General features: G+C 63.6%; 21 protein-coding genes. 7 read left to right on the plus strand and 14 right to left on the minus strand.

The window, feature by feature from the left end; translation table 11 throughout:
* The 4 genes from ABEL04_RS13875 to ABEL04_RS13890 all read right to left on the minus strand — a co-directional run.
* Nucleotides 1-591 (minus strand): histidine kinase N-terminal 7TM domain-containing protein (locus ABEL04_RS13875; protein ID WP_375802991.1); only part of this gene is annotated, 591 nt, incomplete at its 3' end.
* Between the two features lie 291 nt (nucleotides 592-882).
* A complete protein-coding gene (locus ABEL04_RS13880; protein ID WP_375802992.1) occupies nucleotides 883-1,704 on the minus strand; it encodes a DUF3047 domain-containing protein in 822 nt (273 codons plus the stop codon).
* Nucleotides 1,705-1,838: 134 nt separating this feature from the next.
* Nucleotides 1,839-2,633, minus strand: a complete 795-nt coding sequence (locus ABEL04_RS13885) for a ferritin-like domain-containing protein (protein WP_375802993.1) — start codon at nucleotides 2,631-2,633, stop codon at nucleotides 1,839-1,841.
* Nucleotides 2,634-2,683: 50 nt separating this feature from the next.
* Entirely contained in the window at nucleotides 2,684-3,391 is a 708-nt protein-coding gene (locus ABEL04_RS13890) for a ferritin-like domain-containing protein (RefSeq protein ID WP_375802994.1), read from the minus strand.
* Nucleotides 3,392-3,777: 386 nt separating this feature from the next.
* Here ABEL04_RS13890 and ABEL04_RS13895 point away from each other — a divergent pair, with 386 nt between their 5' ends.
* On the plus strand, nucleotides 3,778-5,901 hold the full coding sequence (locus tag ABEL04_RS13895) for an ATP-binding protein (protein ID WP_375802995.1): 2,124 nt from the start codon (nucleotides 3,778-3,780) through the stop codon (nucleotides 5,899-5,901).
* 135 nt (nucleotides 5,902-6,036) lie between these two features.
* A complete protein-coding gene (locus ABEL04_RS13900) occupies nucleotides 6,037-6,486 on the plus strand; it encodes an ester cyclase (protein ID WP_375802996.1) in 450 nt (149 codons plus the stop codon).
* Between the two features lie 72 nt (nucleotides 6,487-6,558).
* On the opposite strand, the gene ABEL04_RS13905 is transcribed toward ABEL04_RS13900, so the two are convergent.
* The gene (locus tag ABEL04_RS13905) at nucleotides 6,559-6,924 is read right to left on the minus strand and encodes a hypothetical protein (protein ID WP_375802997.1); all 366 of its coding nucleotides are present in this window, start codon (nucleotides 6,922-6,924) and stop codon (nucleotides 6,559-6,561) included.
* A gap of 210 nt (nucleotides 6,925-7,134) precedes the next feature.
* Here ABEL04_RS13905 and ABEL04_RS13910 point away from each other — a divergent pair, with 210 nt between their 5' ends.
* Nucleotides 7,135-7,611 (plus strand): hypothetical protein, encoded by a 477-nt coding sequence (locus tag ABEL04_RS13910; RefSeq protein WP_375802998.1) that lies wholly within the window; start codon nucleotides 7,135-7,137, stop codon nucleotides 7,609-7,611.
* Here the strand turns inward: ABEL04_RS13910 and ABEL04_RS13915 are convergent.
* Nucleotides 7,572-8,228: a hypothetical protein gene (locus ABEL04_RS13915; RefSeq protein ID WP_375802999.1), complete on the minus strand. Its 657-nt coding sequence runs from the start codon at nucleotides 8,226-8,228 to the stop codon at nucleotides 7,572-7,574. The genes ABEL04_RS13910 and ABEL04_RS13915 overlap by 40 nt on opposite strands.
* 122 nt (nucleotides 8,229-8,350) lie before the next feature.
* Here ABEL04_RS13915 and ABEL04_RS13920 point away from each other — a divergent pair, with 122 nt between their 5' ends.
* Nucleotides 8,351-8,770, plus strand: coding sequence for a hypothetical protein (locus ABEL04_RS13920; protein WP_375803000.1), 420 nt, complete (start codon nucleotides 8,351-8,353; stop codon nucleotides 8,768-8,770).
* On the opposite strand, the gene ABEL04_RS13925 is transcribed toward ABEL04_RS13920, so the two are convergent.
* Both ABEL04_RS13925 and ytxJ read right to left on the minus strand, forming a co-directional pair.
* The gene (locus ABEL04_RS13925; protein ID WP_375803001.1) at nucleotides 8,767-9,393 is read right to left on the minus strand and encodes a TlpA family protein disulfide reductase; all 627 of its coding nucleotides are present in this window, start codon (nucleotides 9,391-9,393) and stop codon (nucleotides 8,767-8,769) included. The two genes, ABEL04_RS13920 and ABEL04_RS13925, sit on opposite strands and share 4 nt — an antisense overlap.
* Before the next feature lie 9 nt (nucleotides 9,394-9,402).
* A complete protein-coding gene (gene ytxJ, locus ABEL04_RS13930) occupies nucleotides 9,403-9,759 on the minus strand; it encodes a bacillithiol system redox-active protein YtxJ (protein WP_375803002.1) in 357 nt (118 codons plus the stop codon).
* A 187-nt stretch (nucleotides 9,760-9,946) separates the two neighbouring features.
* Between ytxJ and ABEL04_RS13935 the strand changes: the two genes are divergently transcribed.
* The 3 genes from ABEL04_RS13935 (at nucleotide 9,947) to ABEL04_RS13945 (ending at nucleotide 14,236) form a co-directional block, all read left to right on the plus strand.
* Nucleotides 9,947-11,767: a M3 family oligoendopeptidase gene (locus ABEL04_RS13935; RefSeq protein WP_375803003.1), complete on the plus strand. Its 1,821-nt coding sequence runs from the start codon at nucleotides 9,947-9,949 to the stop codon at nucleotides 11,765-11,767.
* A 376-nt stretch (nucleotides 11,768-12,143) separates the two neighbouring features.
* Entirely contained in the window at nucleotides 12,144-13,076 is a 933-nt protein-coding gene (locus ABEL04_RS13940; RefSeq protein ID WP_375803004.1) for a universal stress protein, read from the plus strand.
* A gap of 443 nt (nucleotides 13,077-13,519) precedes the next feature.
* Nucleotides 13,520-14,236: a hypothetical protein gene (locus ABEL04_RS13945; protein WP_375803005.1), complete on the plus strand. Its 717-nt coding sequence runs from the start codon at nucleotides 13,520-13,522 to the stop codon at nucleotides 14,234-14,236.
* Between the two features lie 80 nt (nucleotides 14,237-14,316).
* Here the strand turns inward: ABEL04_RS13945 and ABEL04_RS13950 are convergent, their stop codons facing one another.
* The 6 genes from ABEL04_RS13950 to ABEL04_RS13975 all read right to left on the minus strand — a co-directional run bounded on the left by ABEL04_RS13950 (nucleotide 14,317) and on the right by ABEL04_RS13975 (nucleotide 25,952).
* Nucleotides 14,317-16,980 carry an ATP-dependent Clp protease ATP-binding subunit gene (locus tag ABEL04_RS13950; RefSeq protein WP_375803006.1) on the minus strand — a complete coding sequence of 888 codons (2,664 nt, stop codon included), beginning with the start codon at nucleotides 16,978-16,980 and terminating at the stop codon, nucleotides 14,317-14,319.
* 292 nt (nucleotides 16,981-17,272) lie between these two features.
* The gene (locus tag ABEL04_RS13955) at nucleotides 17,273-17,641 is read right to left on the minus strand and encodes a HesB/IscA family protein (RefSeq protein ID WP_375803007.1); all 369 of its coding nucleotides are present in this window, start codon (nucleotides 17,639-17,641) and stop codon (nucleotides 17,273-17,275) included.
* 166 nt (nucleotides 17,642-17,807) lie between these two features.
* Nucleotides 17,808-20,315 (minus strand): lamin tail domain-containing protein, encoded by a 2,508-nt coding sequence (locus ABEL04_RS13960; RefSeq protein WP_375803008.1) that lies wholly within the window; start codon nucleotides 20,313-20,315, stop codon nucleotides 17,808-17,810.
* Nucleotides 20,316-20,457: 142 nt separating this feature from the next.
* Entirely contained in the window at nucleotides 20,458-21,795 is a 1,338-nt protein-coding gene (locus ABEL04_RS13965; RefSeq protein WP_375803009.1) for an amidohydrolase, read from the minus strand.
* Between the two features lie 127 nt (nucleotides 21,796-21,922).
* On the minus strand, nucleotides 21,923-23,989 hold the full coding sequence (locus ABEL04_RS13970) for a hypothetical protein (RefSeq protein WP_375803010.1): 2,067 nt from the start codon (nucleotides 23,987-23,989) through the stop codon (nucleotides 21,923-21,925).
* Between the two features lie 325 nt (nucleotides 23,990-24,314).
* The gene (locus tag ABEL04_RS13975; RefSeq protein ID WP_375803011.1) at nucleotides 24,315-25,952 is read right to left on the minus strand and encodes a S8 family serine peptidase; all 1,638 of its coding nucleotides are present in this window, start codon (nucleotides 25,950-25,952) and stop codon (nucleotides 24,315-24,317) included.
* Between the last annotated feature and the right edge of the window lie 43 nt (nucleotides 25,953-25,995).

Consider the following 25,995-nt stretch of genomic DNA (forward strand, 5'->3'; position numbering starts at 1 on the left):
GATTGCCGGCAGGGCCGTAAGCCCTGTCAGCACTGCCAGCGGGCCCGTACGGGTCTTCGTCTTGAGAAAGAGCTCAAACAGCATCAGGTAGCCGGCCGAGGCCAGGGCGTAAGAGAGGGCCATCACGACCCAGTAGAGCGTCCCGTGGCTTACGACCAGTCCGAACGCACCTCCGCTCGGCTCCAGACTGTAGTAGAGACCGTGCCACGGGTTGGTCACCTTCAGCGTGGCAACCGCCACAAACACGGCGTAGGCAAACCGGCGGACCGCCCGGCTGCGGTGAAGCCCACGTCCGCTGTACGCGGAGCAAAACCAGAGCCAGGCCCAGACGGCCGAAAAGCCGACAATCAAGCTCGCCTGGTAGAGGAGGTTCTTTGCCAGGGCCGAGCTTACGAGAAGAAATCCGACGTAGGTAGCTGCCCACACCCCGCTTGCCAGAAAGAAGGCCACCAGCCCGCGGCGGGTGTCGAGGTAGGGGACCTGCCGGGCCCGCCAGGCGGCTCCCAGGCAGGCGACCGTCGCGAGAACAAATCCGATCAGGTATCCCAGGTACATCGGCTGCCAGGTTCCTGCGGCCAAAGCATCAAGCATCACGGTGCCAACATGCGTGCAAACTCAGTCGTTCTACTCCCGTCGCCTTGGGCAATTATGGAGCAAGAAAAACGCCGAGTCCCGACGTAATGTCCGCATGTCTCCAACTTGTGGCAATCTCGTTGCAGGAGCGGCAGGCCGTTACGGCGCCGAGACGTTCTCCGTGATACTTGTCCTTGAGTCCGAGAGTCGGCTCGTTGCTGCTGAGGAAAGAGTCCCGGGATGCCCATGCCGCGCGGACCGAAGCTACTCAGAACAGCCTGATCGGTCGCTTGAAATCTAGCCCGACACTCATTCCGGCTGCAGGGTTGGCGCCTCCATGTGCCCGATCGTGTCCAACCGGGCCCCCGGCTGCTTTCGAACAACAATGTCCCCGTAGTACGCCGTCGCCGCCCCGCCGGTATTGTCGGTATCAGTCATGATTGCGACGCCGTTGATGGGAGGTGGGTCCTCTCCGAAGGCCTCGCGGTAGTCCGCCCGGATGTCACGCTGCTCTCGAACCCACGTCCCCACCTTCGCCGATCCGCTCTCGACCGGAATCATCTGCACCCAGTCGGTGAACGGGTTCGGCAGGACCGTGCCCGTCTCGACCGTGCTGGCCCAAACGTAGTTGAGTGCACGAGTCGGAATCTGATCGTACCCAAGGGCCTGCAACGCCTCATACTTGGCCCGGTCGAAGAATCCGAGATTGCTCGGATCGTAATCGAATGACACGTAGATCCGCGCTGGGTAGTCGTCTCCACTCTTCTTGCGAGCATTTCCGTCCTCAAGAACATTGCTCACCCTCCAGCGCCAGGTGAGAATCGGGTGCTGGTCCGGAGAAATCCGCATTCTACGCACCAACCCGGAGGCGCCGCCGTCGCTGAGGGCCCGGACGACGGTCGTCGTGTCGCCCTGGACGGGCCGCTGCACGAGCTGGTAGCGCGTCTTTTCGTCGACGTCGGAGAAGCTGATGGGGCGCCACTCCACCGGATGGCCATTCGAGTCGGCATCGGCCATCGAAAAGTGACCGATCCGGAGCGCGTCGGGGGCGGCAGCGGTCCCGAGCAAGAGCAGCAGGCCCAGGGCCACCCCACCAGCAACGTGAAGACCGCGGCGGAGAGAACGAGTCATGGACACGGCAGATCGCAAGAACACGAGTGAGAATGCGGATCCGAGATCCAGGGAGAAACGCTGGGCACCGGAGCTGAGCGGATATGAGCACGCCACGCAGGCCCGTGTTTCGGTGCTACCCCGAGGAGTACGAATCAAGCGAAGAAAGGTGCCGCAATGCCACCGTCTCCGGCCACGTCGGCCTTCGACAGCGGCTCGTCGTAGGCACCGGTAGCCTCAGCCGATGAATAATCGCCGAGGGACTGCAACGAGATGCCGGCCTGCGTCGCGTTTCCCTCCCCGGCGTACACCGCGTCGGGGGCGCTCCCAGACTCGGAGCCAGTAATCCACGGCTTGATCGACGCGCTCTGCTTTGCGGTGCGAAAACGGCGCACCTCGGCGGCGTGGCGCGCCTCCACGGAGTGAATCTGGAGGGCGGGAGTCAGCAGATCGTTCCCGGCGATCTTCGGGGCCTGGCCCTTGTACGCGCGGACTCCCGTGTCCTCGAAGGCCTGCGAAAGCAGAAGGAACGTGGGGTAGTCGTTGAACGGATCGAAGGTGCCGCCGGCCGTGAAGTCGAAATCGTCGTCGGAGAAGGAGACCGGATCCCCACCGAGGTCCTCGATTGTCTGGGACAGGACGGCGACGTGGGCACTCTCGTGCTGCGAAACCTGCTCGTAGATGGTGCGGGCGTCGCCCGTCACGAGATTGCTGGCGTTGAGTCCCTGGCGGTAGTAGGAGTCCTCCAGGTACTCGAGCGTGAGGGCGTAGTTGAGGATGTCGACGGGATCGGACGTCGACTGGGCAAACGTCCGATTCGAGCGGCCTAGCACCGCGAGCGGCATTGTCACCGCGGCGAGACTGAGACCAACGGACTTGAGTTGGTCGAGGGCCTCTCGGCGGGACACAGTGTCGTCGGTATTGACCGAAAAGAAATCAAGCAAACGCATGAGCATCGAGAGATTGGTACGAAGAAAATCGAGGAAGAGCGGAGGAAGGCTTAACTGACGTTCGTCACCTCCAGCTGGGTCGTGACGAGTCCAGTGTCTGCGACGGCCGACAGGACATTGGACGGCGCCGTGGACACATCGAGACCGGTCTGTGGATCCACGACGTCATTACCGGCAAAGTCGGCCGATCCGGGATTCACCAACGACCGAACAGAAGCGGCATGGCGCGCCTCTACGGACACGATTTTCCCGGCTACGGCGAGCAGCTCTGGATCTTCCAGGAAAATTCCGGCGCCATTGTAGGCAGAAACACCCGTGTCCTCGAGGAGCTTCGCCGTTGAGAGTACTTGGTCTCGGTTGTTGAAGTCGATGCCGCTGAAGTCGACTTCGAGGTCGGGAATCAGCTCGCCCCCGAGCGCCGGGATGGCCGTGGCAAAAAAGTCGCGGTGGATCCCCTCATGGGCCGCTATATCCCGGAAATACTGGCCTTCTGCCGATGACAGATCGCCGTAGAAGTTGGCGGTGGCTGTCGCGTAGAAGGCCGCTTCGAGCTGCTCAAGGGCGTAGGCGTAGTCCAGCACGCCGAAGTCGTCGGAAAAGTCGAGCGTCACGGTTTCGGGAGTGTCGTTGGACATCCCCCCATTGCTATCGCAGCCCGTAACGGCCAGGGCCGCAAGGCCGGCGGCGCCCCCAACCTGCTGCAAAAATTGGCGACGGGACGCCGGTCCTGCGGATTGAGACGGGGTAGAATCGGACATGGGAATCAGTTCACTGGTGCAAGATTGAGGCGACCGCCGAGCGGTGTCGAGGCCCGCCCGGGCGAGGATGTGTGACGGTGGCGGGCATGGGGGCCCGGAAGAAGACCGTGTTCGCTCGGGCCTCCGTCCAGGCTCCCGACGCGCCGTCCTGTCGATGCGCTTCCCAGTGTACCCGCCAAACATGCTCACCCACCAGACCAAACGATGCTCATTCAGTGCCCAGAAGCGTAATATTTGTGTTATCGGGCGGAATTGACCTCCGTTCGACGGAGAAAGTGGACGTGATGCACTTCTCTGCTCGTGCTTTGGTGGACACAACGCCGGTCTTGAAAAGTACGACAAGTGCCTTTCTGACAGTGCTTTCCGACGTCGTCCCCGTTCCACGCATGTCGTCGATTTCCGACCGTCTCCGCACCGCCCGCGGCCAGTTGTTCGTAGGGCGGAGCGCAGAGCGTGCGCAATTTCGGTTCGCTCTTACGGCAGATGCACTGCCGTTCAATGTCATGCACGTGCACGGACCTGGGGGCGTGGGCAAGAGCCTCCTCCTTCAGGCATTCGAGCGGTGCTGCCACGAGGAGGAGGTTCCGGCATACAGGCTGGATGTCCAGAATGTGGAGCCAACACCCACAGCGTTCCGGGCTGCCCTCCGGGACAAAATCGGGATCGACGATGACACGGACATCCTGTCGGCGCTGGCGGCTCACGGGGAGCGGACGGCGGTACTGGTCGACGCCTACGAAACTCTGGAGGCCCTCGACGGGTGGCTGCGGACCCAGTTTCTCCCCGACCTTCCCAAGCACGTCCTCTTCGTGTTCGCGGGACGGAGTGAGCCTGCTCCTGAGTGGCGCACAGATCCCGGCTGGCGCGCCCTCGTCAAGATCATTCCCCTGCGCAACCTCGACCGAGAGACCGGACGGACTCTTCTCCAGCGCCGTGACGTGCCGACATCGGAGCACGAGACCATTCTGAACTTCACGCACGGCCATCCCCTGGCCCTTTCGCTGGTAGCGGACCTCATGGAGCAGCGTGGGGACTCAACGTTCGAGTCGGAAGAGACCCACCCCGACATCGTCGAGACGCTCGTGGGGCAATTCGTGCAGAAGGTCCCGAGCCCCGCGCATCGCGCCGCGCTGGAGGCCGCCTCCCTCGTGCCCTACACGACGGAAGCCCTCCTACAAGCGACGCTCGACACGCCGAACGTGCACGCGCTCTTCGAATGGCTGCAGGGACTGTCGTTCGTGTCGCCCGGCGAGCGAGGACTTGAGTTGCACGACCTGACCCGCGATGCCCTCGCGGCCGACTTGCGCTGGCGCAACCCGGAGTGGCACGACGACCTCCACGAGCGCGCTCGCCAGTTCTACATCGATCGGCTCAAGGACGTCCCGGACCGCGAGGTGCCGGACGTGCTGACGGATCTCACGTTTCTGCTCCGGGATCATCCGCTCATACAGCCGTTCTTCGATCAGCTCCGATCGCAGTGGTCCGAGGCGCATGGCCTCCTCGAAGACGAGTTGGACGCGGACGACTCGTCGGAGCTCGTACAAATGATTGAGGAGCACGAGGGAAAGGCGTCGGCTCAGATATTGAAGCACTGGCTCGATCGACAACCGGAGGGCGTGCGCGTCTACCGTACCCCAGAGGGAACCCCGGTCGGGTTTCTGTTCACTTTGTTCCTGGACGAGATGGACGCGACGGATCGGGCCGAAGACCCCGTGGCAACGCAGGCGTGGGAGTACTTGGAGGCTCGTGCCCCTCTCCGTCCTGGAGAACGGGCGTCCATATTTCGCTTCTGGACGGCGCGCGACTCTTACCAAGATATTTCCCCGGTTCAGAGTCTCATCTTCATCCGGCAGGTGCGCCACTACCTCAGTACCCCGAATCTGGCGTTTACCGTACTGGTGTGCCGGGAGCCAGAGGTTTGGGATCAGCTGTTTGCCTATGCGGGCATGACGCGACTAGAAGGGGCCGATGGAGAGGTAGGACCTCACACCTACGCCCTGTACGGCCACGACTGGCGGGCATCACCCCCAGGCCAGTGGCTCGACCAGCTCGCTGACCGGGGGTTCGAGGTGACCACGGATGCCGCGTCCTCCTCCGACGATCGCCTCATCGTGCTTAGCCGGACGGATTTCGCGGAGGCCGTAACCGATGCACTAAAACAACTCCATCGTCCTGACCAGTTGCGTGAAAATCCCCTCCTGTATTCACGCGTCGTATCGGACGAGGTCGGGGACGACGACGGCAAACCTGCGCGCATCGACGCCCTCCAGACGCTTCTTGAAGAGACCACCGAAGACCTGGCCAGGGACCCGCGCGACGAAAAATACCACAAGGCTGTGCATCGGACCTACGTGCAGCCCGCGCCTACCCAGGAGAAGGCCGCCGAGCAATTGGGGGTGCCGTTCAGTACGTTTCGCCGTCATCTTAATCGTGGAGTTGAGCGAATAACGGAGATCCTCTGGGACGAAGAGATCAGCACGTCACAGCGCCTGTCCTCGTCGGCGAACTGAGGAAGAGACGAGTGCTGTAACGTCATCGTTGTGATTTTGGGCGCAAAATGAACATCGATTGCCCTGTTGGGCCCGAGCCACAGGGCCTATCTTGCAGGGTGATCGTTGCCCTCCTATCGCTCAGAAGTCTCCGTGATGTCCTCGAGCACTCCCACACAGGTTGTCCAGGCCCTCTTCGACGCCCTCGATGCCCGCGACGTAGAGCAGGCCTCCCGCCTCATCCATCCTTCGTACCGGGGGGTAGACGTGACCCGGTCGGCACTCACGCTAGGGTGTGAGGAGGCGCTGGAGGGAATTCGGGCCGGACTCTTGGCGTTTTCGGAGTCCTCGTTTTCCGTACACCGATGCATTGCCGATCCCCCACGCGTGACGGTCTTCTGGACGTTGGACGCCGCACATACCGGGACCTTCCTCCAGATTCCGGCCACACACCAGTCGGTTTCCGTCGGGGGAGCCGGACTCTTCACGGTTCAGGAGGCGCAAATCGTCGAGGCAATGCACCTCTGGGACTTCGCGGGTCTGCTGCGGGCGATGGGTCTGCTGCCCGATCTGCCGGTCGAGGAGCCCGACTCAGGGTCTTCGTAGATCGGCGATGCTACGGCCGAATGGCCGGGGGCGTGGGCTGGAGCGATCAGTTGAGCCGGGACCCGCCGATGGCTACTGCACCGGCTCCGGTTCTTGATCGGGAGACGAACTGCTCTCCGACGACGGGTCCTCCGTCAAGATCGGCTCCGTCTCATCCAGGCGTCGGAGCAGTTCCCACCGCGCCGCGCTCCCAACACTTAGCGCCAGAAATAAACTCGCATATGAGATGACGGTCAGTTCCTCCACATCCGCCCGAGGAACGAACGGGAGCTGGAGCGTCAGCAGCCACTTGGCCAGAAAGTTCCCCTGTGCGATCAGGAGGGTAAGCAGTGCAAAGAGCAGTGCACCACGCAGGAAAAGTCCCCACCACAGGTAAATCCGAAGGGCAAGCCCGGCGTGTCGGGTGTGGCGGACACGTTTCAGGAACCAATTGAGCATACAACTGATGGCTGGAACACCGCCCGGCACGAGCGCCCAGCGGCCCTGTACAGAAGATCAGGTACGTCCTCCCCGGCCTGACAGAAGGAACCGCTTCCTCTATCGTGCTGGCACTGAGCTTTCAACGGGCTGTTCTAACATAAAACGTGAGACGACGTTCTTTTACCGCCTTACCCCACCGATGATTTCGAACCCGCAGTGAACGCCACAATGCCTGATCGTTACCAGTGCCGTGTCGAGAACGCCACCGTGCGCCCTGAACAACGCGAGGCGCTTGACGATCTGGTGCGCAAGATGTTTGAGCGGCGGCACCATCATCGGGTGGGGGGACGAGAAAAAGAATGGCTCGCCGTTGAGCTCGTCCAGTCGCTACGGGCAGAGAGCCAGGTGTACCGCGAAGCGCTTAGCACGAAAACTGACGGGCCGCTTCCCTTCGCTCTCGGCTACTTCCGGGTACGCGACGGGAGCCTTGAGACCGTGAGCGACCAAGTCCCCGCAAACGTGGCGCCCCAAACACTTGCCCGATTCCTGAGCGAGTTCCTCGAGCCCGGGGCTCGGCTGTGGTTTGTTCGGGAGGAGAACGAGGAGGGATGGGAGGTTCAGGGCGTCGGAGAAGTGGTCCCGCTGTCCGGACCTTCCGCAACTGATCAGGCCGACGGTGAGGAGTCGGCGGGGGCGAGCAACTGAACCAGGCGCATGCTGGCGTCGTCCAGGGACAGGCTGTCGATGTCGTTGCGGCTGTCCGGCAGAAGGCTCACGTCGCGGTACCGCTGCTGGTGGTCCTCGCCCAGGTGTTCGTTCACCTGGACGCCCACGCACGTCCCGTCGAAGGCCGCAAGACCGGTCACTGTATTGGGACGATTCGGAAACGGTGAGCCTTCCGGCAGCGCATCGGCGACCGTTTGGACGGCGGCGCGGGCCGCCTCAGGGGTCAGTTCGTCGAGCCGCTCGAACACCGCCACTGTGAAGTCACGGTCGAAGTCGATGTAGAGCCGGCTGTAGTTCGGGTTCATTGGACGCCAGTGCAGATCCACCTGTCCGCAGCCCTCTGTAAGCTGGTCGACCGCCTCCAAGAGCTCCGGAAATCGGTCTTCGAGCGCGTTCATCATGCGCATGTACCCTTGCATCTCGCCCTGCATCCCCGATACGCCCCTTAATCCCTCGGCGGCCTCCATCGACGCGTCGTGGAGCCATTCTTGCACAGCGTTGGTTCGGGTAATCTGGTCGCTGGCAGCCCGGAGAGACGTGGAGAGGTGAGGCGCAATCCGGGCCTTCCAATCTTCCTTCGAACGGGGAGACGTCATTGGGGCGGTACGCCGAGCAGGGACGAAACGCAACGAAGTGACGACGAAAAGATGGGGAACAAAAACGACCCATCTCCATGCAAAAAAGCTCAATACACTTGAAATCCCACCGGATTCATACTGTGCCCGACCGATCCACCACTTCGCGGCAGCCGAAGACAATGCCGCTGGATGAGCTTTCCGAACACCTCCAACTTTCGAAGCAAACGATCGTTCGTTGGACTGATCGGCACCTGATCGACGCGGATCTCTACTGGTCCCTGTCCGACTCGAACGAGGAGATCCGGATGATCGATCTCACGGATGAGACACTGGACTTTCTGGAGGACTTTGCCGCCGATTACCGGGACGATGTCGTGAGCCGGACGGAAGCGCGCCGCATCCTCAAGCAAATTGATCGGAAAAAGATCAAGAAGCTCATCCGGGCCGGGGATGTCGAAGACGTTGAGGTCGACGAGGAGACTCGAGTCGTGGTTGGCAGCCTTGAGGACTATCTCATGGAGCAGGAGCGCGAAGATGAGGAGGAGGACGAGCAGGATTAGCTCGTGGGTCCCGTTCCCGGTCCTGTCGGGCCGGAGGACGCACCGCCCGCCGCAAGCAGCTCTCGAAGCACGGGTCTCATCTGGTCCGTGGGAAAAAGCCCCAAGATTCGCTTGGTGATTTTACCGTTGGCATTAACGACGACTGTGGTTGGGAGCCCGCGGATTGGCCCGAATGCCGCTTCCACAGTGCCCTCCGAGTCAACTACGATCGGGTAGTCGATCGCCTGCTCCTCAACGTAGGGCTTCACCACCTCACGGCCCTTTCGGTCGAGGGCGACCCCGATGACGGTCAACCCCTTCGAGTTGAACTTGGAGTGGAGAGCCTTGAGGTCTGGAATTTCTTTGCGGCAGGGGCCGCACCAGGTGGCCCAAAAGTTGATGAGTAGCACCCGTCCCTCCTGCTGGGCGAGGCGGATCGATCGTCCATCTAGCGTCTTGAGTGTTAGGTCGGGGACTGGTTTGGGCGTCACGTCCTGCACCTGCTCGGCGCGGGCGCCGGCGCCCGGCGAAGGCGACGAGCGACTCGACGAGGACGAAGAGACGTTCTGATCATCGTTTCCCCCGCACGCGACCAGGAGAGCGATCAGTCCGAAAAGGCAGGCGGTAGCTGAGAGGCGACGCATGGGGAAGGGTTAGTGCGAGTGATCCACAGAGCGAACGGCCTCGAGCAGCGTGTCGGCGGTCACGTCGAAGTGCGACGTGTTGAACACCGGTTCCTGATCCTCGAGGAGAATGGCTTGAGGCGTCTCGTGGCGAATCTCGAGCACGTCGGCAATCTCGTCGGACAGGGCTCGACTTTCCTGAACGACGAGTTTGTAGACGGGAAGGTTTTCCTCCTCGGCCAACTGTTGCATTTCCTGATCGGCCTGCCCGCTCACCGGACACGCTGCGCTGTGCTTGAAGAGAAGCACAGGCTGGTCGGCGGAGCGCGAGAGGGCGTCCGACCAGTCCGTCTCGCTATCAAGGGTACGAAAGGGGGACGTTGACATCGGATTCACCGGAGTCCTGGAGAGAAGATCGCTCCTTTTCCGTACCGTAATCGAGACCCCGTGATACAGAACGGCGGTGAACAATCGGTCAAGACTGCTGAGCCCCCGAGAGGAGCGTTCCTGACTCCTGTGGGGCAGGCTCCCGGAGCTTCCATTCAACGCTTTTGCCCACGAACCACCGACGCACATGGCTACGCAGCACCAGGACGCAAGCGAGGTCCGCTGGTCCCTCGATGACTTGTACGACAGCACAGAAGCGCTACAGAATGATCTGTCCGACGCCGACAGGGCGGCGGACGAATTTGCCGAGCGGTATCGCGGGCGCATCGGCGAGCTCGGCGCCGAGGCGCTCGCCGAAGCGCTCAGCACCCTCGCCGGCATTCAGGAGCGCCTTGGCCGGGCCCGCGCCTACGCCCATCTGCACTGGTCAACCGACACGAACGATGCGGAACGCGGGGCTCTCCTCCAGTCGGTGCGGGAAACCGTGGAGCGCATCCAGCAGAAGCTCGTGTTCGTCGAGACCGAATGGACAGCCCTCGACGACGAGCGGGCCGAGGCGCTTCTGGCCCACGACGCCCTCGATGAGTACCAGCACTACTTAGAGACCGAATTCCTGCGCAAGGATCACATCCTCAGCGAGGAAGAAGAAAAGGTGCTCTCGGAAAAGAGCATCACCGGAAAAGACGCCTGGACGCGATTCTTCGACGAAACGCTGGGGGCAGCCCGGTTCGAACTCAACGGAGAGGAGCTGACCCAAGAGGAGATCCTGTCGAAGCTCTACGAGCCGAACCGCAGGCTCCGGCGAACCGCAGCGCTCGCGTTTACCGACGGGCTGAAGGAGCGCAAGCGAGCGTTGACGTTCGTCTTCAACACGCTCCTCGCGGACAAAGCTTCGACCGATCGGCTGCGCGGTTACGACCACTGGCTCGAGAGCCGAAATCTCTCCAACGAGGTCGACGACGCCACGGTCGAAACCCTCATCGACGCCGTGACCGGGCGGTACGACCTGGTGGCCCGCTTCTATCGGCTCAAAAAGCAACTGCTGGGGCTCGACGAGCTCTACGACTACGACCGCTACGCCCCCGTTCGCGAGGCCGACACGGAGTACGAGTGGCACGAGGCTCGGGCCCTCGTGCTACACGCCTACGAGGACTTCCATCCCGACATGGCGCAGGCTGCACGTCGATTCTTCGATGATGAGTGGATCGATGCGGCCCTGGCGCCGGGCAAGCGGAGCGGCGCCTTCAGCCACGGCGTGGTGCCGAGCGCTCATCCCTACGTTCTCCTCAACTACACAGGGAAGGCCCGCGACGTGCAGACCCTCGCCCACGAGCTCGGGCACGGGGTGCATCAGTCCCTCGCCCGCGAACAGAACATTTTCCACCACGGCACGCCCCTCACGACCGCCGAGATGGCGTCGGTGTTCGGAGAGATGCTGGTCTTCCAGCGCCTCATGGAGCAGGAAGACGACCCGTCCAACCGGCTTGCCATGCTGGTAGCGAAGATCGACGACACCCTTGCCACGGTCTTCCGGCAGGTGGCGATGAACCGGTTCGAGCACCGCATTCACACCGCCCGACGCGAGCACGGCGAGCTTACCCCCGACCGCTTCGCTGAGCATTGGATGGCGACCCAGGAGGCCATGTTCGACGGGAGCGTCACGCTTGGCGACCACTACCGACACTGGTGGAGCTACATCCCGCATTTTCTGCACACGCCAGGGTACGTGTACGCCTATGCCTTCGGGGAGCTACTCGTCCTGGCCCTGCATGCGCGCTACGAGGAGGCCGACGCCGGATTCGCGGACCAGTACCTCGATCTCCTCCGCGCCGGAGGAGCCGACTGGCCCCATGTCCTCGTCGGGCAGATGGGCGTGGACCTGACGGACGACGACTTCTGGCAGAAGGGGCTCTCCCAGATCGAGACGCTCATCGAGCAGGCCGAAGCCCTCGCCGGACAGACGCCCGATCGTGTCCCTCGGGGCGACGGGGCACCCCGTCGTTCTTGATGCTCCGCATCGGTGCCGGCCCGTCGCGAGGTCGTGGCGGTCGGTCACGGCCCCGCTACCTGCTTGAGCCCGAGGTCCCCGCAACGGGCGGAGAGCCCATGTCCCTGCACGGCGGCTGATGCCACAGGGGGGGAGGGAAGAGGCCAGCTACCCGGGCCGTCGCTGAAGCCGCTGCGAAAGAGGCCAAGGCAAGTCCCCAGCAACACATCCGTGGGAGCATGCCCCACAGATGGATCCAAGATGAGACCCATGAAGCGTAGGGACCTTTCTGGGATGGACATTACGAACGGCAGGAGGTACATTCCCCCTGGCCTCTTCGCCAAGGCTACGTACTGATCCTTGCGCCCTCCTCCCTAACAACCGAGCCTCTCGGCCTATGCTCTCGATTAACGACGTGCTCGTTGCCCGTGACTACTCGTCGGTCTCGGACCGCACCCTCCGCTACGCCCTTGACTTAGCGGCCCGAACGGACGCTCAACTCCACGTCCTACACGCTGAAGTCTTGCACGAGGCGCCCCACAGAGACGAAGACCGTCCCTCCCCCGGGGAAAACCTGGACTCCTTTCGAAGAGAGCTGAAGGAGAAAGGCGACGTCTCGGCCGAGGCCCTCGACGCGGTGTCGGTGGAGGAAGTGGTACGGCGGGACGTATCCCCCGGCCCCGCCATCCTGAACTATGCCGCCGAGGCGGGGATCGACCTCCTTGCACTCGGCACGCACGGTCGTCGCGGGCCGAGTCGCATCCTGCTTGGAAGCGTCGCTGAGGAGGTGGTTCGTCAGGCGAAACAGCCGGTGCTTACAGTTCGAGGAGAAGACAGCGCCTCCTCAGCCCCGGACACCATCGACCGGATTCTCGTCCCCGTCGACTTTTCCGACTACTCCCGAGATGCGCTGCGACACGCAGAGGAATGGGCGGCCCTCTACGGGGCCTCCCTCGACGTGCTCCACGTCGTTGCCGAGGACCTCCATCCGGCGTTCTACGTGGGAGGCGTACAGTCGGTCTACGACGTCGAGCCGAACATCGAGCAGAAGGTTTTGGACAAGCTGGACGCCTTTGTCGGGGAGACGAACGGCCGGGCCACCGAGGTGCGGACGCACGTGCGGGTGGGGAATGGAGCCCCGTCGAGCATCGCGGAATTCGTCGAGGATCAGGCAATCGACCTCGTGTCGATGTCAACCCACGGCCGCACGGGCCTCGATCGCTTCCTCCTGGGAAGCGTCGCCGAGAAGGTGGTCCGGCACGTTCAGTGCCCTGTCCTGACCGTCAAGGCATTTGGGAAATCCATTGTGTCCGCCGAGGCCGGCACCTGAGTGAAGATCGGCGGCCGGAGACATCGTCGCGCACGTCGCCGAGCGCGTCCTCCCGCAGAATTCTGAGAACGGCCTGTGCTACAGTGCAAAGTATGTGCAGTGCCCTCGAAATAAGCTTCGTATCAGAAACACGCCCACTTCGTCGCTCTGAGCTTGACTCAGAGCCCATCTGACGATCGCCGAGCCCTCCCCGTCTGGCTGGATGGGCTCCAGAGCACGTCTGGAGCGACGAAGGTAACCATTTCTGGCGGATGGAAGCGGGCACACATGACTTTTACATATAGCACAACGCGTCCTGAGATTGTCTGCGGGGGTGCCGCACCGCTTGCATCGGATCACGAGCCCTCGGGCTCTCGGAACCGAGCCGTTTCGGCCTTGGCGTACAGTGAGCACACGAGCTGTCTCATCACTACCAGGGGCGCCCTCGATTCACCTGTACCGACATGTCGGATTCTCCAACCCAGAACGGCCTCATTCTCATGTGGAGTAGTGGGAAGGATGCAACCCTTGCCCTCGACGTGCTCCACAGCCAGTCGCCTCGCCGGATCGATGCGTTGCTGACGACCATCGTCGAAGGAAAAGAGACGGTGACGATGCACGGCACGCCCCTTCAACTTGTGCGGCGGCAGGCCGAGGCCCTCGGAATTCCCCTGCACATCATGCGGGTTCCGCCCCGTCCCCCGAATGATGTCTACGAGGCCCGGCTCGACAGCGCGCTGGCCCCACTGTTGGAAGAAGGACTTACCACTGTGGTCGCAGGGGATCTCTTCCTCGAAGACGTGCGGGCGTACCGCCAGCAGGCCATCGAGTCGAGCGGGGCAGAGGCCCTTTTTCCGCTCTGGCAGCGCGACACTTCGTGGTTGGCCCGTCGGTTTCTGGAGCGAGGATACCGGGCCGTCGTTGCGGCCGTAGACACGACCCAGCTCGATCCTGCATTCGTGGGGCGACGGTACGACGAGTCGTTCCTCCGCGACCTGCCCGGCGGCGTGGACCCGTGTGGAGAGCACGGCGCCTTCCACACCGTCGTGACCGACGGGCCCCCGTTCCAGGCCCCCATTCCCGTGTCTGTTCGTGCCGACCAGGAAGACGCTGAGCGGGAGGGAAGCCGCATGCGGACCGCTCGGCTCGTTCTTGAGACCAGCTCGTCGGGTGAGCCGTGAAGAGCGATGCAGCTGGAGGAGCAATAAAAAAGCCCTCCGCCCAGAGGACGGAGGGCAAGGAAAGAAAAGAATCCGGTGCCCTATTCTTCATCGGTCGCGGCGGAGGCCTGCCCTCCAGGACCGTCCCCGTCGGTGGACGCACCTCCTGCAAGATCAGCGGGCGTGCCCGCTTCGCCGTTCGCGGGTTCGGCATCGGCGGTTCCGTTGGTGGCCTTGTCCGCCTCAGCCGCCGGGTCCTCAGTCGGGGCCTCTCCCTTCTCGACCTCAAAGGAGAGCTCCTCCGACTCCCCATCGTGGGTAATGAGGACCGTGTCGCCCTCCGTAATTCGGTCGTGTAGGATCTCCTCGGCCATCGGGTCCTCCACGTATTTCTGGAGGGCACGGCGGAGCGGTCGCGCGCCGTACTTCTTGTCAAAGCCCTTGTCAGTGAGGAACTCCTTCGCCTGTTCGTCGAACTCAAGCTCGAGCCCAAGCTCCTCCGCCCGGTCGAAGAGGTCCTCCGACATGATGTCGATGATGTCGAAGATGTTGTCCTTGTTGAGCGGATTGAAGACGATCACGTCATCGATCCGGTTTAGGAACTCCGGATTGAAGACGTTCTTGAGGGCGTCCTCCACGGTCGACTTCATGGAGGAATAGTCGATGTCGTCCTGATCTCCACCAGCCTGACTGAAGCCGATTCCCTGGCCGAACGACTTGATATCGTCCGTGCCGATGTTTGACGTCATGATAAGGATCGTATTCCGGAAGTCGACCCGACGGCCCATGCCGTCAGTCAGGATGCCATCGTCCAGCACCTGAAGCAGGATGTTGAAGACATCCGGGTGCGCCTTCTCGATCTCGTCGAGAAGGATCACCGAGTACGGCTTGCGGCGAACCTTCTCGGTCAGCTGGCCGCCCTCTTCGTGGCCCACGTATCCGGGCGGGGCCCCCACGAGTCGGCTCACAGAGAACTTCTCCATGTACTCGCTCATGTCGATCCGAATGAGCGACTCCTGCGACTCGAAGAGGTATTCGGTCAGGACCTTAGCGAGCTCTGTCTTGCCCACGCCGGTCGGACCGAGGAAGATGAAGGACCCAATCGGCTTCTCGGGATCCTTGAGGCCGGCCCGGGTGCGGCGAATGGCCTTCGAGAGCTTCTCGATGGCCTCGTCCTGGCCAACAACCCGCTCCTTGAGCGACTCCTCCATCTTGAGGAGCTTCTGCTGCTCCGGCTCGCTGATCTTGTCGACCGGAATGCCGGTCATCATGGCCACCACCTCCGCGATCTCCTCAGAGGTTACATCGTGGATCTCGGTCTCGGCCTCCTCGCGCCAGTTCTTCTTGGCCTGCTCAAGTTCCTCCTGGAGCGTCTTCTCCTTGTCGCGAAGGCGCGCCGCTTCCTCAAAGCGCTGGCTCTTGACTACATCGTTCTTCTCCTCCTGAACCTCCTCGATCTTCTCCTCAAGCTCCAGGATTTCGGGGGGCACCTTGATGTTGGAGAGGTGCACGCGAGCGCCAGCCTCGTCCATCACGTCGATCGCCTTGTCCGGCAGGAACCGGTCGGTGATGTACCGGTCGCTAAGCTGCACCGCCAGCTCGACCGCTTCCTCCGAGTACCGGACGTTGTGATGGTCCTCGTAGTACGGCTTGATATTGGAGAGGATGTTGATCGTCTCCTCCGGCGTCGACGGGTCGACGATGATCTTCTGGAAGCGACGGTCGAGCGCACCGTCCTTCTCAATGTTCTGCCGGTACTCGTCGAGCGTGGTGGCCCCGATGCACTGGAGATCGCCGCGGGCCAGTGCCGGCTTGAACATGTTCGACGCGTCGAGGCTTCCGGAGGCGCCGCCCGCCCCGACGATGGTGTGGATCTCGTCGATGAAGAGAATCACCTCGTCGTTGTCCTCCAGCTCCTTCATCACGGCCTTCATTCGCTCCTCGAATTGGCCGCGATACTTCGTGCCGGCCACCAGGGAGGCAAGATCGAGCGTGACGATGCGCTTGTCGTAGAGCACGCGGCTCACCTTCCGCTCCACGATGCGCGCGGCCAGTCCCTCCGCGATGGCAGTCTTCCCGACGCCCGGTTCACCAATCAGGACCGGGTTGTTCTTCTTGCGTCGGCTCAGGACCTGAGCGACACGCTTGATCTCTTCCTCACGTCCAATGATAGGATCGAGTTCATCCTCCTCCGCCAGCTCGGTGAGATCCCGGCCAAAGTTGTCCAGCACCGGCGTATTGCTTTTCTCCGACTCGCTGCTCTCTTGTCCGTAGCCGGACGAGAGCCGACCGCCGGATCCGCTGCTGCCACTGGAGGAGGATGCCTTACCACTGATAATGGAGTCTAGCTCGTTTCTCACGGCGTCGTACGTTATTGAAAATCCTTGTTGGAGAATCTGCGCAGCGATGTTCTCGTCGTCCCGAAGCAGGCTCAGCAGGAGGTGCTCCGTTCCGATGACGTCGCTCTTATAGAGCTTCGCTTCCAAGTAGGTGATTTTCAGCACCTTCTCGGCCTGCTTGGTCAGGGGAATGTTCCCGACCGAGGTCGAACTGCTGGTGCTTCGGACCGTGTCCTCCACGGCTTCCTTGAGCTCCAGCAGGTCACACCCGAGATTACGGAGGATCTTGACGGCGATCCCCTCGCCTTCCCGAATGAGGCCAAGCAGAAGGTGCTCCGTCCCTATGTAATCGTGACCGAGACGAACGGCCTCCTCACGGCTGTAGGAGATTACGTCTCGGACGCGGTTCGAGAAATTACCTTCCATACCAAGTGGATTGAACGATAAAAGAGCGCCAGATCGGCGCCTGAAAGGCAAAGATCGATGGGGGAAGTGGAGGCTTCCACATCCCTGCATGAAGCACTCGCGATAGTCCCTAACCGTGCATTCGAGGGCTCTGTTCCCCCGCTCGGCACATCAGCATTTGTGGCGCCCAACTATGCAGAAGAGTTACAATCTGACCGAGAAGCAGGGTGCCGAACGGTCGTGCTCGTTCCGGTTCGCACAGAGGGCGGAGGCCGTGCATTGGGGGACGCGGCCTTGCGTCGAGCTGGAGGGACTAAGCAGCGAAGCTGGCCCCGCAGCCGCACGTCTCTGTGGCGTTCGGATTTTCGAACGTAAAGCCTCGTGCGTTGAGGCCATCGTGGTAGTTGATGGTGGTCCCCATCAGATAAAGCCCGTGCCGTTTGTCCATGTAGACAGTAATTCCGTCGACCTCGAAGACTTGGTCCTTCTCGCGCTCCTTGTCGAAGCCGAGCACGTAACTCATTCCGGAGCAGCCTCCCCCCTTCACCCCAACGCGGAGACCGTATCCCTCCGGAATGTTCTTCTTACGAATGATTTTCCGGATCTCCCGCGCAGCATTGGGACTGATCTGGACGGGAGCGTCCTGAGTGTCGGGGTCCGAAGCGGTCGCGGTATCGGGCATGGGACGGTCGAATTGGTGCAAGCACAACTGACGGTGCGACACGTCCCTAACGACGGAGCAAAAATCCCTGTTCCGTTCAGGAAGTGGAGGTTCGGGGGAGAGAAGGGTGAGTATGGCACTCCGACACTCCCGAACTCGGCGCTCCGGCGCATCGGCGCGGCGTGGATTAGTCAAGTGGCCGGGCCAAAACCACCGTCTCCTTAAGTTGTGTAGTAGTTCCCCCATCGGCCCGGACGGCTTCGAGGAGGACCACATAAATCCCCACGCGGACCCGGTCTCCCGCGTCGTCCCGACCGTTCCAGACGAGCTCGCCGGTACGGCCCGCGAGCCGGGCCTCCTCCAGGGTGCGCACCTTCCGGCCCCGAGCGTCATAGATGCGCACCCGAACCAGGTTGGGGACCTCGGTTAGGGTAAATCGGATCCGAGTGGCGCCGTCTCGCTCGATGGAAAATGGGCTTGGGGCGACGCGAAGGCCAGGCGCGCTGGGGGCATCGTCTGGTGGGGACAGCGACACCGCGTTGGGCGCCCCGGGCGTGCCGCCGGCCGCCGCAGTGCTGCTCGTCCAGTTGTCGGGAGCATTCGCGTCGGCCGTGGGACTGATGCGTTCCAGCGCCGTGCCCTTCCGATCGGCGAGGCCGGATGCATGCCAGTCTGGACTGTACGCCACCTCCTCCATAATCGCACCGTCGGCGCGGTGCACCCGGATGAGATCGCCGTCGTTGCGGAGTCCCAACTGCGCAGCATCAACCGGAAGGTAGGCCACCGAGTCCGGCACGAGAGGCGCTTCTGGAAACGCGGCGGCCAGTTGGGAGCGCTGCACTGCTGTCGCCCCCTCCGGGGCCGCCGCTACGACCCCGTACGATCCCGGAAGCACGGCGCGTCGTCGTCCGGCACGAGTGGTGTCGGCCCGGCCGGTCTCGGTGGGGCGATCGGTGAGGAAAAGTCCGTTCAGCGTGAGGGGACGATCGGCGAGATTGTACAGCTCGACGTACTCGACCTGATTGGGCTGGTCGTCGAAGTCGTCGGCCCGAGGCGCGTATAGAACCTCGGTGACGACGAGCCCCTCCGGGAACGGGCGGTACGCAAAGGGAAGCGCGGCCTGCTCGCGCCGGTTGCCCACCAGGTCGCGGATGTCGCGCACCTGCAGGGTGGTCGCCGTCGGCGGCTCAGAGAGGGTGAGGCGGACGGTCCGGGGCGCCGTTCGGGCTGCGGTGGTGACGGACACGGTCCCGAGACGGAAGGCAGCGGGGCGCACACTGCCGGCCTGAACCGGTTCATCGAACACCACCTCGGCGCGGGTCTCGCCTACCTGCTCGGCGAACACCGGGGACGGCGGTGTCGTGTCGGGGGCGTACTGACTGTTCTGGGCCCCGGGCGTCGCGCCCTCGGGGGCCGTTGAGGAGGCAAAGTTCGACGGGACGTCGGAGGGGCCGCGGGGATCGATCCGTTCGAGCGATCGGCCGTCTCTTCCGCCCCAGGAGGGACGGTAGGGCACTTCGTCGAGTGTGGTCGTGGAGGGGCCGTGACGCAAGACAACAGTATCGCCTCCGTTGTTGAGGGCATCCCAACCGGCCGGGGTCCGGAAGGAAATGGACGGAAACTGGGTCGAGAAGGCGGCTGAGTCCCGCACAAGCACGGCGTATTCGTCCGGTTTGAGCGCCGTAAGTGGGGGCGCCACCGGGTCGAAGTCCCGATCCGCGTCGGCGTACTGGAGGGCTCCCAAGTCGATGGTCTTGTCCGATCGGTTGTATAGCTCTACGAACTCGTTCGACGCCGTAGCAGGGGCGTACCGGATTTCGTTGATGACCACATCGCCGGCAGCAGGAGGCTCCGCCACGAAGAAGGAGAACGACGCTCGACCCTCCTCAAGCACATTCCCCCGCCGGTCCGCCACGCCGGACGCGACCAGCGTGTAGTCCCCCGTCGAGAGCGAATCTGACAGTGCGCAGCGCACACGACGAGGGGCCGAGGAGGAGTGCTGCGCGCTGACCACAGAAGGAGCCGCGGCCGGCTCCAGCCGAAACGCAGTGGCGGAGACGGTCGACGGCTCAAGTGGCTCCGAGAACACCGCCGTGATGGAGTCGCCGTCCGGGGAGGGCGTCGCTGCCTTGAGGGCTGGGGGCGTCTCGTCGGGATCGTAGACGCTGTTCTGAGCCCCTGGGGTGGCCCCTGCGTCGGCCTCGGACGAGGCGAAGTTGCGAGCGCTGTTCGAGGGCCCGGCCGGATCGATCCGCTCCAGCGATCGGCCGTCGCTCCCCCCCCATCCCGGATCGTACGCCACCGAATCGAGCGACGTGCCCGTAGAAGAATGACGGAGGTACACCGTGTCGCCCCCGTTGTTGAGAGACTCCCAATCGTCGAGAACGAAGACCGACACGTCTGGGTACGCCTCCCGGAATGCCTCCGCATCCCGCACCAGTACGGCGTAAGCCCCAGGGGCGAGGGTCGTGTCCGCCGACGTGACGACCGTAAAGTCGCGGTTCGCGTCCGCGAGGGCCAGCTGACTGAGGTCGACGGCCGTATCGGCTCGGTTGTAAAGCTCTACAAATTCGTTCGTCGAGGGAGTCGGGGCGTACATGATCTCATTGATAACCACGTCGCCCGACGTGGCCTGTCCGACGGCAAGACGAGTCAGGAAGGCAACCAGGAGGAGGCCGAGGGCAAGCCGACGCATGGGAGGAACGAGAACCGGGCCCGGAGAAGGAACGGAAATGAAAGCGCTCCGGAGAGAAACGGGTAAAAAATGTAAAGACCCAGGAAAGCCGCGTCAAGTGCGACGGCGGCCTCCCGGCCCGGTTTCCAAAAACTCCGCGCCCTCAGTGCCGTCGTTCCGAAGAGTCCTCCGAACTGGAGGCCCGCTGTTGGCCGTCGCTCCTCCCATTGTCGGCAGTTGCGAGGTCCGGTGGGGCCGACGCGACGGCCTCGGTGAGGCCCTGCTCAAGGTGGTTGATGAGGACGCGAGCCATGAGCCGGGCCGTGGGGGCGAGGGGCGTCTCGTCGAGGTCGAACCGGTGGTGGTGGAGGGGATAGCTCGTCTCCGGCCCCGAGGCCGTGCCGACGCGGATGAAGGCCCCGGGCACGTGCTGCAGGTAGTGGGCGAAATCCTCCCCCCCCATGCTCGACTGCGGAATTTCGTGGATGGCTTGGTCGCCGAAGATTTCCCGAATTGTATCCGCAACGTTCCGGAGGGCCGTCTTGTCGTTGATCACCGGCGGGGATCCGTCCTCGAAATCGAGCTCGACGTGGACGGAGTGGACCTCCTTGAGACGTTGGGTAGCCCTGCGCATGTGGGCGCGAATCGTCTCCCGGTCCTCGGAGGACACCGTGCGCAGCGTACCGCCGAAGGCCGCTTGCTCAGGAATGACGTTGTGGGCGTCGCTGCCCTCAAGCATCGTAACGGTGAGGATGCTCGGATTTCGCGGGTCGGTTACCCGATCCGTCAGTTGATAGAACTGGTTCATGAGCTGGGAGGCGACCCACACCGTGTCGGTGCCTTCGTGCGGCCGCGCCGAGTGCCCGGTGCCTTCCTGTCGAATCTTGACCTCGAACCGATCGGACGCCGCCGTCACGGGGCCTTCGATGAGCCCGTACTTCCCAACGTCTAGCTTGGGGTCGACATGGACGCCGTACACCCCGTTCAACCCCTCAAGAACGCCGGCCCGAATCATAAGGGGGGCCCCGCTGGGGAGGCCTTCCTCGTTCGGCTGGAAGAAGACCCGCACGCGGCCATCGATGGCCGAGCGGTTCGCGTCGAGGGCTAGAGCTACGCCAACAGCGATGGCCGTGTGGGCGTCGTGGCCACAGAGATGAGCCACGTTGGGGATCTGGGAGCGGTAGGGAACGCGCTTCTGGTCCTGCGTGGGCAGAGCGTCGATGTCGGCCCGGTAGCCAACGGCGCTCCCCGTGCCGTCGCCCTCGATATCCACGTAAAGCCCCGTTCCGGCGATGGGGCCGTGCACGTCCAGCCCATATCCCTCAAGGGTCCGCCGGATAAACCGAGAGGTATCGTGTTCGTCCATCCCCACCTCGGGGTGCTTGTGGAGATGACGACGCACACCGATGAGTACCTGCGCGAGGGATTGCTCCTCGCCCACAATGTCGGCGATGGGATCGGGAAGGAGGTCAGGATCGTTCGGGGAGACAGTGGAGAGCATTCGGGTCAGTTCAACTCGTGTGAGGTAGCATCCATGCCAGCAGTGATATCATCGGACACTTTATTGTATGGACTCAGCGCCGTATAGATTCGCTCCGAAGAGGCATGGGGACACACGGGACTGGGGGTCAGGTGAGCCCGAAGCGCTTGCGCAAGGTCCATTCGCCCGCCAGGAGAAGAAGAATGATGACCATAAAGAGCGACGTCCGCCAAAGCTCCGCCTCGGAGGTCTTCTCAACGACTTCCGAGGAGAAGGACGCAGCACTCGCCAGGTCCTGCGGCAACTGCTGGACAGTCTGCCGCGTGTACGTCGCGCCCCCGGAGCGGGTGGCGATCTGCTGCATCAACACGGCGTCGGCCCGCGTGGACTGGTACTCGAGCCGCAGCCGCCCGACGGAGAAGCGTCCCTGGTCGGTGCCGAGCTTGGTGTCTCCCAGGCGCGCCGTGGCCTGGAAGCGGTAGGTGCCCTGTGGCAGGGTGCCCACCGCAAGCCGGTATCGGCCCTCGCCGGTGGGCTCCATCGTGTAGGGATAGTCCGTCCCCGCGGAGTCAGTCACGGTTACCTCCACGGTGGCGTCCGGGACCGGACGCATGCTCCCATCGTACACCTGGCCTGTGAACTTGACGGGCTGCCCGCCCTCGAAGGAGGAAGCAACCGGCTGCACCCGGACGGGCTGATCGCTGCCCTGAGTCCCCACCCAGCGGAGTAGATTGGAGGCAAGCCCCGGCCACAGGGGCGCTGCTGAGCTCAGTTCTGAGGGTAGAAGGGTCCACCGCCACAATCCAGTCCCCAAAAACACGGCGGTGCGGAGGTTGGCGCGGTCGCGGAGAACGAGGAGAGGGGGCGCCGAGGAGGCCGACGGCAGTGAGGCGGTGGCCAGCACCTGCGCGTCGGGGGTCGGGGTCCAGTCCGCCTGGCTCACCCGGACGGGGGGGAGGCGCTCGAACTGAGACACATCGGCCTCCTCTATCCGAAAGACTGGATGCTGCTGCTCGTCGTCCACAGGGCTAAATCGAGCCTTGGTGAAGGCCGTGTTCGTGGCGTTGGTCGTCGCGGGCAGCACCGCGTCGAACTGCTTGCGCCAGGCGGAGAGGTCTGTCTGAGGACTGAGAAAGAACAGAGCGGGGGTTCCCTCCTCAATCAGGCCAGCAATCCGCTGGACGGGCGCCTCGGGGACTGGGGCACTCGGGAACCCCGCACACACTACCACGTCGATGTCGGACAGGTCCTCCGGCAGGGGGCCTCCGTAGAACGATCCGTCCTGCTTGGGGATGCGGGCGATCACTTCCGTGTCTGCGCTGGACTCGTAGACGCGTCGGATCGCTGTGAGGCTGGGAGAGGGGGCAGCCCCGAGCAGAAGAACGCGCCGCTTGTCCTCCAACACGCGCAGAGACACGGACCGCGCATTGTTGCGCGTCGTCACCTCTCCGGGCAACTCGGTCGCCCGCACGGTAAGCCGTTGGAAGCCCGATTCGTCGGGCCGAAACGTCAGGTCCACGGGCGTCTCGGTTCGCCCCTCCGGCAATTGCACCTCGGTCTGGTCCAGGACCGTGCCGTTCCGCTCCAGGGTAACGGCAACGGTCTCGCCGCCGCCTTCCTCCGCCGCGAGAGTGGCGCGGACCGGGACGGCCGAGTCGAGATAGGCCTGCTCGTTTGTCGTCACGCGCTGGACGCGGAGATCCCGGCGTCGGGTGGTGTCCCCAACGGCCACGGTGTGGATCGGCACTGGCGAACGATCGGCAACGCGCAGGGGATTGCGTCCGGTGTTGTACTGGCCGTCGGAGACAAGGACAATGCCCTGCAGGTTTTGGCCCTGCAGCGTCTCCCGGACCGACCGAAGTGCTCCCGCTACGTCGGTCTGGGCCCCGTCAAGTTGTATGGAGTCGGCCGACGGTGTGGAGAAGGATCGGAGGGTGCGATCGAACGCAAAGAACCGAGTGTTGCCGGAGATCCCCTCCGCGTCCAGCGTCTTCAGCACGGGCCGGAGAGAATCCCGCACCGCCGTCTCAGTCAGGGCGTCGCCCTGGCTGAGCGTCAGGCGCAGGCTCTGGCTGTCGTCCACCAGCACGGCCAGCAGGGGCGGGCGCTCGGACTGCCGTACCTGCTGGAGGACCGGCTCGAACAGCAGAAAGCAGATGAGAGCAAGCGCCCCGAACCGGAGTCCGCCGAGGAGGCTCCGCCAGCCCGTGCCCAAAGGCGGAGTCGTGGATCGGTAACTCCAGTATGTGAGGCCGCCTGCGACCCCCAGAGAGAGAAGAAGCAACCAGGGACTATAGCCGAACGAGAACACCATACAGCAAAAAAAGGAGGGAGAGACCGAACAGCCGGTGGGGCACCGAAATCCTTGAACCCAAACGCGCCGGGGGGAGGTTTCGGAAGAGACGGATTCCGCAACAACGCGTCACAGGTCCGGCTGGCAGAGGATGAACCTCGGTCGGCTGCGTTCGGGAAGAGCCAACGAGAGGCGCCGGCGCTCGGAGATCGAACACAGGTGCGGCAGCGGGACGCACAGAGGAGGCTCAATTGGGGAGAGACACCGTTCCAGACCGGCGGTGCCCTGCGTTGGTCCGGACCTGGTAGCGGTAGATGCCGGGCGGCAGAGAGCCAACGCTTAGGGTGAGGCGATTCGGACCGGGGTGGGCGTAGCGCTCAACGTGCCGCACCCGACGACCGCGAGGGGTATGCAGGGAAAGTCGCAGCGTGGCGGTTCGGACGGGAGCCGAGACCGGAACGGTCAGTGTCGTCTCGGCCTCGTGGTACGGCGCAGAGACCTGCAGGCTGTCAGGCGGGTCTGCACGCGCGTTCCACTCAGCGGTCCGAATGGCGGCGTTGGCGTTCACGATGCCCCAGCCCCGGGTAGTGTCGGGATGCTCAGCCTGCGAGGCCGTCTGCCGAAGCAACCGGCGGATCTGCATAGGGGAGAGGGACGGGTTCACCTGAAGCATCTGTGCCACGATTCCAGAAACCTGCGGGCTGGCGAACGAGGTACCGCCGACCCGGGCGTACCGGGATCTCGCTTGGGCTACCGGTCCGGTGCGCGCCTGTGCATTCCGGGATGCCTCCCAGGCGGCTGGCACACCGCGCCCCTGCACGACTACGTCTGGCTTGCGGCGGCCGTCGGCCGTGGGGCCGCGGGAGCTGAAGGACGCGAGTGACGAGTCGGGACGCACGGCCCCCACCGTGATGGCCGAGTCGGCGTCGGCCGGCGTGTTCACGTAGAACCAGCACGAGTCCGGGGCGGCACAGCCACTGTTTCCTGCGCTCACCACCACCGTCACTCCGAGCTGGGCCGCCCGGTCCACGGCGCGGGTCGTGATCGCCGTGTCCCCGTCCAAATCCGCAGGACTGTAGCTCCGCTGGCCCTCATCGAACCGGGTATACCCAATCGACACGTTCACCACGTCCGCCCCACGGCGGTAGAGCCATTCTAAGCCCGCCACGAAGTTGTCCTCCTCTACGTTCCGCTCATACTGCGTGTACTCGGTGGTTGCCCCCAGCACAGTCGCACCATAGGCAGGCCCGACAAGCAACCCCGGCGTGTACCCTACGGCCACGGAGGCAACGCCCGTCCCGTGGGTCCCAGACTGGCGGTTCTCCGTGAACGTGCGAAGGGCCGCCAGTCGCCCCTCCGCCCGCAGCGTAGAAAAGGCTGGATGCCGCAGGCCCCCGAAGTGCGCGTCCAGAAAGCCCACGCGTACCCCATGGCCATCGAGGCCACGTCGGAGGGGGGCCAGGGCATTGATATGAGACAGTGGGCCCCGGGAAGCCCCGGGCTGGAGCAGAGGCGCAGAAGCCCCCTCAAGCATGTCCGGAGACCCCTGCTGGACCGAGGGCCCGCCCGAATGGAGGGACGGAGAGGCGCTCTCGAGCGAAGCCACGGGCCGGAGGTCGCGGACGAAGGGGAGCGCCGCGACGGCGTTGTAAGCTGAAGGCGAAAGCCTCGCGCTCACGGCGTGCAACCACCGGCTCCGCACCAATGGACGGATGCCGCGCTCCCGAAGTCGGCGCAGGTAGGAGCGAGCCACTGGACGCGTCCAGCGCGCCTCGGGGGCAGCAGCCGAGGTTCCTGGGCGCGAGTCCAGGAAGAGCCAGTACTTCTCCACCCCCGCACTGGAATCGGCGGGCGGAGGGTTGGCGGAGGCTTGGGCTACGCCCATCATCCCCCCCAGGAGAATTAGAAGGAGGACCTTCGCTCCAGAA

It is taken from the genome of Salinibacter sp., assembly GCF_042218895.1.
Classification (GTDB): domain Bacteria; phylum Bacteroidota; class Rhodothermia; order Rhodothermales; family Salinibacteraceae; genus Salinibacter.

What these genes read in the sequence shown, in the direction of transcription:
- ABEL04_RS13880 (WP_375802992.1), bottom strand. Translation starts at nt 1,704, where the DNA reads ATGACTCGTTCTCTCCGCCGCGGTCTTCACGTTGCTGGTGGGGTGGCC.
- ABEL04_RS13885 (WP_375802993.1), bottom strand. Translation starts at nt 2,633, where the DNA reads ATGCGTTTGCTTGATTTCTTTTCGGTCAATACCGACGACACTGTGTCC.
- ABEL04_RS13890 (WP_375802994.1), bottom strand. Translation starts at nt 3,391, where the DNA reads ATGTCCGATTCTACCCCGTCTCAATCCGCAGGACCGGCGTCCCGTCGC.
- ABEL04_RS13895 (WP_375802995.1), top strand. Translation starts at nt 3,778, where the DNA reads ATGTCGTCGATTTCCGACCGTCTCCGCACCGCCCGCGGCCAGTTGTTC.
- ABEL04_RS13900 (WP_375802996.1), top strand. Translation starts at nt 6,037, where the DNA reads ATGTCCTCGAGCACTCCCACACAGGTTGTCCAGGCCCTCTTCGACGCC.
- ABEL04_RS13905 (WP_375802997.1), bottom strand. Translation starts at nt 6,924, where the DNA reads ATGCTCAATTGGTTCCTGAAACGTGTCCGCCACACCCGACACGCCGGG.
- ABEL04_RS13910 (WP_375802998.1), top strand. Translation starts at nt 7,135, where the DNA reads ATGCCTGATCGTTACCAGTGCCGTGTCGAGAACGCCACCGTGCGCCCT.
- ABEL04_RS13915 (WP_375802999.1), bottom strand. Translation starts at nt 8,228, where the DNA reads ATGACGTCTCCCCGTTCGAAGGAAGATTGGAAGGCCCGGATTGCGCCT.
- ABEL04_RS13925 (WP_375803001.1), bottom strand. Translation starts at nt 9,393, where the DNA reads ATGCGTCGCCTCTCAGCTACCGCCTGCCTTTTCGGACTGATCGCTCTC.
- ytxJ (WP_375803002.1), bottom strand. Translation starts at nt 9,759, where the DNA reads ATGTCAACGTCCCCCTTTCGTACCCTTGATAGCGAGACGGACTGGTCG.
- ABEL04_RS13935 (WP_375803003.1), top strand. Translation starts at nt 9,947, where the DNA reads ATGGCTACGCAGCACCAGGACGCAAGCGAGGTCCGCTGGTCCCTCGAT.
- ABEL04_RS13940 (WP_375803004.1), top strand. Translation starts at nt 12,144, where the DNA reads ATGCTCTCGATTAACGACGTGCTCGTTGCCCGTGACTACTCGTCGGTC.
- ABEL04_RS13945 (WP_375803005.1), top strand. Translation starts at nt 13,520, where the DNA reads ATGTCGGATTCTCCAACCCAGAACGGCCTCATTCTCATGTGGAGTAGT.
- ABEL04_RS13950 (WP_375803006.1), bottom strand. Translation starts at nt 16,980, where the DNA reads ATGGAAGGTAATTTCTCGAACCGCGTCCGAGACGTAATCTCCTACAGC.
- ABEL04_RS13955 (WP_375803007.1), bottom strand. Translation starts at nt 17,641, where the DNA reads ATGCCCGATACCGCGACCGCTTCGGACCCCGACACTCAGGACGCTCCC.
- ABEL04_RS13960 (WP_375803008.1), bottom strand. Translation starts at nt 20,315, where the DNA reads ATGCGTCGGCTTGCCCTCGGCCTCCTCCTGGTTGCCTTCCTGACTCGT.
- ABEL04_RS13965 (WP_375803009.1), bottom strand. Translation starts at nt 21,795, where the DNA reads ATGCTCTCCACTGTCTCCCCGAACGATCCTGACCTCCTTCCCGATCCC.
- ABEL04_RS13975 (WP_375803011.1), bottom strand. Translation starts at nt 25,952, where the DNA reads ATGGGCGTAGCCCAAGCCTCCGCCAACCCTCCGCCCGCCGATTCCAGT.